The 6175-nt window shown below is 51.1% G+C and carries 3 protein-coding genes; 2 read left to right on the top strand and 1 reads right to left on the bottom strand.

Annotation, left to right across the window (positions count from 1 at the left end):
* Window positions 1-489: 489 nt before the first annotated feature.
* Window positions 490-3558 (top strand): FAD-binding and (Fe-S)-binding domain-containing protein, encoded by a 3069-nt coding sequence (locus tag RM811_RS01375; protein WP_402520031.1) that lies wholly within the window; start codon window positions 490-492, stop codon window positions 3556-3558.
* A gap of 534 nt (window positions 3559-4092) precedes the next feature.
* Here the strand turns inward: RM811_RS01375 and dmsD are convergent.
* The gene (dmsD, locus tag RM811_RS01370; RefSeq protein ID WP_402520029.1) at window positions 4093-4686 is read right to left on the bottom strand and encodes a Tat proofreading chaperone DmsD; all 594 of its coding nucleotides are present in this window, start codon (window positions 4684-4686) and stop codon (window positions 4093-4095) included.
* Window positions 4687-4864: 178 nt separating this feature from the next.
* On the opposite strand from dmsD, the gene radA reads away from it, so the two are divergent.
* Window positions 4865-6175: DNA repair protein RadA (gene radA, locus RM811_RS01365; RefSeq protein WP_402520027.1), on the top strand; the 1311-nt coding region annotated here is incomplete at its 3' end.

The following is a 6175-nucleotide window of genomic DNA, read 5'->3' as shown; positions in this document are numbered from 1 at the left end:
TCGCTCCCACGCTTTTAGGCCCTGTGGGTCCTGCGTGGTAGCGCCAGGACCCAACCACAGACACGATTCCTGTGGTTGGCTATGCATTCCCACGCAGAGCGTGGGAACGAGGTTCCTGGTGGGTTTTGCGACAGCCTCCTGCGCGGGGATGACGGTGGTATGGGTATCAGCGCTTAGCTGCAGTAATCTGAATTGCCGCAACACGTGAATCCGAGGTATAGCCTTACTCTGCCTATGGGGTCCGGAGTTTTACTCTGATTATTTCGTTTGTGGTGGGTGCGGTATGCATTCCCACGCAGAGCATGGGAACGAGGTTGTCTGGCTATTCTGCAAGAGGCGTTATCGGAATAAGAGGCTGTCGCGGAGATGATGATTGGGTGTTAACTCTCCCTTTTTCGACCCCCTCAATAACCTGTGACCAATGACTGTTGTTCCCTGATAACGCCTCTTTACGTACAATAGCTGCCGGGATTGATGGGGAGTAAAGCGGTGATCAGCAGGCTGGATCAGAAAACAACAAATACCTTCTATAGTCACTTTGCCCGGGAACTTGCTTCGGCAGGCTTTACCGGTGATATTGAGCTGGGCTATGCCGACCGAACCGTTCTGGCCACCGATAACTCGATTTATCAAGTGCTGCCTGAGGGTGTTTTCTACCCTCGCTCCACCGAAGACATCAGCAAGATTCTTACGCTGGCCAATAAACCGGACTTTCAACAGGTGGTTGTTTCTCCCCGAGGTGGTGGCACCGGTACTAACGGCCAGTCGCTGACCTCCGGGTTTATGGTGGATACCAGCCGTTATATGAATCAGGTATTGGAAATCAATACCGAAGAACGCTGGGCCAGGGTTCAGTCCGGTGTGGTAAAAGACTATCTCAATGAGCTGGCGGCAAAAGAAGGGCTGTTTTTCGCACCAGAACTATCCACCAGCAACCGGGCAACTGTGGGCGGTATGGTCAATACCGATGCCAGCGGTCAGGGTTCTGTTGTGTATGGTAAAACCCGTCATCATGTACTTGAACTGACTTCTGTTCTGGCTGACGGCACCATCTGGAATTCTGTTCCAGTTGATGATGAACAGCTTGACCAGCTTTGCCAGCGACAGGATCGTGTAGGCCTGATTTATAACACTCTTAAAAACACCCACCAACAACATAAACAACGGGTGTCTGAAGTATTCCCGCACCTGAATCGAAATCTGACCGGCTATGATCTGGCCAATATCGTTAATAAAGATAACCAGCATGACCTGAACGCGATTCTCTGTGGCTCTGAGGGAACGCTGGCCATTATCAGTGAGATTAAAGTTAATCTGCTCCCCATTCCAAAATATTCCGCACTGGTTCTTGTTTTCTACAAAAGCTTTCAGGAATCCCTGCAGGATGCTCAGTCATTAATGGCAGCAGAGCCTGATTCCATTGAAACCATTGACTCAAGGGTTCTCAGCCTGGCTCGTGCAGACAGTGTCTGGGAAAGTGTTAAAGACTTTTTTCCCGAACAAAGCGCAGATATTGACGGCATTAATTTTGTTGAATTTACCGGCGAAGATGAGGCTGAGATTCAGCAGGGTATAGATCGCCTGAAAGCAGAGTTGGAAAAACCGGTCAGTATCTTGCGTGCCGGTCACAATGTGGTTATGGGTACTGGCAATGTCAAAAAGATCTGGAACATGCGCAAGCAGGCCGTTGGGCTACTGGGCAATATGAAAGGCGACGCACGCCCTATACCTTTTGTGGAAGATGTTGCCGTCCCTCCGGAAAACCTTGCTGACTTTATTCTTGAATTCCGGGCTCTGCTGGATCGATACCAGCTCACCTATGGCATGTTTGGCCATGTGGATGCCGGTGTTCTCCACGTTCGCCCGGCCATTGATATGAAAGACCCGGAGCAGGAAAAACTGGTGCGGTTGATCAGTGATGAAGTGGCAGCACTGGCCAAAAGCTATGGTGGTGTACTCTGGGGAGAACATGGCAAGGGCGTTCGCTCAGAATACTCCCCTGACTTTTTTGCTGATCTGTATCCGGTGCTGCAGGAAATCAAAGGGGTATTCGATCCATACAACCAGCTGAACCCGGGAAAAATAGCCACACCGGCCATCCTGCCTGAACCGGTTCAACTCCTTAAAATCGACGAAGTGCCCACCCGGGGGCAACAGGACCGGGAAATAGACCGTGATGCCTTCGAAGCGTTCACCAGTAGCCTTTACTGTAACGGTAACGGTGCCTGCTTTAACTACAATCCCAACAGCGCCATGTGCCCCACCTGGAAGGCGACCTACGACCGTACTCAATCCCCGAAAGGGCGATCCGGCCTTGTGCGGGAGTGGCTCCGGTTACAGACAGCCGCCGGGGCCGACATTGCCAGTGAAAGCCGGAGTATTCGTCAGGAAGGTCCACTGGACACGGTTTACCGGGGTAGTCAGAAACTGATTAACCTGGTGAACAAATGGCGAGGAGAGGAGGACTTCAGCCATCAGGTCTACGGAGCCCTGGATAACTGCATGAGCTGTAAGTCCTGTGCAGGTCAATGCCCGATTCAGGTGAATGTTCCGGATCTTCGCTCACGCTATTTTGAACTGTATCATGGTCGCTACCCAAGACCGGTGAAGCATCATGTTGCCGGTCTGCTGGAACCCATGCTGCCGGTACTGGCGAAGTTCAAACCGGCTTACAACCTGGTGATGGGCTGGTCAGCAGCCAACACCATTGCGGGTAAAACCATTGGCCTTCAGGATCTTCCTGCCATTACCAGTTCGTCACCTATTAACGACTGTTGTCGTGCTGGTGCCGCCATTGCCAACCGGACGCTTCTGGATGCCATTCCAGACAATGAGCGGGATAAAACGGTCATCATTATTCAGGATGCATTTACCAGCTTCTTTGAAACACCGCTGCTGACTGATTTGGTAGAACTGCTGATTCGCCTGGGTTATCGCCCCCTGATCGCCCCCTACAAACCCAACGGCAAGGTACTGCATGTCTATGGTTTCCTGGGTCGCTTTGAGAAAGTTGCCAGAACCAATGGACAGGAGCTGAAAGCGCTGGCTGACGGTGGTATCAGCCTGATGGGTATTGATGCCGCAGTAACCCTGACCTACCGGGATGAGTATAAAGAAGTGATGGGAGAAGCGTCGCCTGAGGTTCTTCTTCTGTCCGAATGGTTTGCCCAACAGTCAGAGAGATTGCGCCAGTTAAACATGAATCTTTCCGACGATACTGCTGAAGAATTTGTTCTGCTGGGGCACTGTACAGAAACGTCCAATGTTCCTGCAGCCCCCGCTCAGTGGCAGCAGTTATTCAGTGACCTGGGCCTGAAGCTCACCTATAAGGCGACCGGTTGTTGCGGTATGGCAGGTATCTATGGCCATGAAACCCGAAACCAGGAAATCGCCCGCAAACTTTATGATATGAGCTGGAAAGACGTTATTCAGAACCCTGAGAACAGCGGCAAGCTGGTGGCCACCGGTTATTCCTGCAGAAGCCAGGTGAAGCGTTATGGCGATGGAAAAATTCCACACCCGGTTCAGGCTATTCTGCAAGTGATGAAACAGCAGTAGAGGAGGGAAAGCGTTCCCACGGGAACCGTGGGAATGAGAAAAAATGAATGAGGTGAAACTTAAATAGATGAATAACTGTCTGAGTGATGAGTAGAGCAAGAGGTTATTTCATTTCTTGCACCTTGTTTCAACCATCCTGTTAGAAGGTTTTATTATGATGGAATCCCCTCCCTCCAATCCTAAAATCGCAGAGCATTTAAAAATCCACGTAGGCGACAGCTGTTATTCATCGGACACACTGGCCAAGAGAGGTGCATTCGCCGGGTTTAAAACGGCTCTGCTCGCACGAGGCCTGACTACATTAATAAACCATTATTCACCCAACAGCCATCATACCGTGACACTGCTTGCGCGCCGGTGTTTGCCCATATTTGTAAAACACCCTGTAATAAGAACCGCAACAGTTTGTGGCTGCCTGATCGGTTATTTTGCTGATGTTTATGAAATGTATACGCACAGCTCCAGAATTTCTGATTGTGTCGCTGCCGCAACGACGTCGAGAATATCCGTGAAGCTATTTTAAAGATAAATCATTTATCGGTAGAGCCTGACAGTGTCCTGAATAACGTCATACGCAGCAGATACTTCACTCAGAAACTCTTCTGCCACAACCGCTAATGCCTGGTAAAAACCACTTTCATCCGCTTCAGCCAGCAGCTCCAGATAACGCCCGGCCCATGGCAGCAGATGGGTACTCAGCAGTTCTTCAACGGCTTCGTCATTCTCTGTTTCCATAAAATAAGCCATGGCCAGAATCATTAAACCAAACTGGTCTTCCGGTTCATTCAGGGAGGTTTCCAGCTTTACCTGATTTTTCTTTAGAAATTGGCGATACGCCTGAGCCGTTTCACCCAGCAGAAGGTTATCTCTGTCCAGGTAAACGGATCCCCAGGGTGGTGCCGCCATGGCTCCCTGGCCTTCAAACAGTAGTGAAAACTGATAAGGCAGGTCTTCAGGCTCGACAGAACACATTCGATCTGAAGCTTCCTCAATCAAAGATAGATTCTGCCAATCCAGAAGTTCCGGCAGCTCAGAAAGCTGGGAGATTACCCCCTTTGCTTCCTCAGAGTTTGGCGAATAATAGAGCAGGGTTCCCAGCATTCTGGGCAGAACGGCAACAGCAGACAATTCAGCACTTCCTGAAAATGGAACATATGGACATCACTATAGTGGTGAGCTGTTTTCTTGAGTATATGGAGTAATACCATTTCTACCTTGTGTGCTTCGTGAGTGCTGTCATTCAACAGAGGTTTGTCAGAGATCACGCTGACCAGTTAGACTGGTACTATTTACGCATAGACTCTTCATGGCCAAAGCAAAATCCAGAAAAGCGTACGTCTGCACCGAATGCGGCAGCGAAGCCGTTAAATGGCAGGGGCAATGCCCAGACTGCAAGGCGTGGAACACCTACAAAGAAGTGAACCTTGGCCCTGCTGCCTCCCCATCCATTGCGGCCAGCAACAAAGCCGGTTTTGCCGGCACCCTCTCCGGGCTGAAAACCCTCAGTGAAGTGGATGTTGATGAAGCTCCCCGCTTTTCCAGTGGCATGACGGAGTTTGACCGGGTGCTGGGTGGCGGTTTTGTCAAAGGTAGTGCCGTACTTATTGGCGGCCACCCGGGTGCGGGTAAAAGTACCATTCTGCTGCAGGTGCTCTGCCACGTAGCGCAGTCCATGAATGCCCTTTACGTTTCCGGTGAAGAGTCCCTGCAACAGATTGCAGCCCGGGCACAACGGCTGGGTCTGCCCACTAATAACCTGAAAATGCTGATGGAAACCTCGGCAGAAAATATTGTAGCGGTGGCCGAACAAGAGAAGCCCGGCATTATCGTTATTGATTCCATTCAGGTGATGTACATGAATGGCGTCGACTCCGCTCCCGGTGGCGTTGGCCAGGTGAAAGAATCAGCAGCCTTTCTGACCCGCTATGCCAAACAGACTGGCACGGTGTTGCTAATTGTCGGTCACGTTACCAAAGACAACTCGCTGGCCGGCCCCATGACCCTGTCCCATATCATTGATACCCAGATCATGCTGGGCAATACCGATGATTCCCGTTTCCGTATGATGCGAGCCACCAAAAACCGCTTTGGTCAGGTGAACGAGCTGGGTGTTTTCGCCATGACTGAAAGGGGGATGAAGGAAGTCAAAAATCCTTCGGCCATCTTCCTTTCCCGAACTGAGGAAGCGACCTCTGGCAGCATTATTTCTGTGTTGTGGGAAGGTACTCGTCCCCTGCTGGTTGAAATTCAGGGCCTGGTGGTTGAATCCCAGCTAGGGAATCCTCGTCGTGTAACGGTGGGTGTAGATCAGAATCGTCTGGCCATGCTGCTGGCTATCCTGACTCGCCATGGGGGGATTTTTACCAGTGACCAGGATGTTTTTCTTAACGTGGTAGGCGGCGTAAAAATCACAGAAACCAGTGCTGACCTTGCCAGCCTGCTGGCCATCGTATCCAGCCTGCGGGATACCTCCTTACCCCAGGACCTGATTGCCTTTGGCGAAGTAGGCCTGGCCGGAGAAATCCGCCCGGTAGCCAATGGTCAGGAGCGACTGATTGAAGCGGCCAAACACGGTTTCAGTCGGGCCATTGTTCCGGCGGCCAATCAGCCAAGAAAG

The organism is Endozoicomonas sp. (assembly GCF_031844845.1).
Lineage (GTDB): Bacteria > Pseudomonadota > Gammaproteobacteria > Pseudomonadales > Endozoicomonadaceae > Endozoicomonas.
Note: the sequence above shows the minus strand (reverse complement) of the source record. Positions and strands in the feature narration are given on the sequence as shown.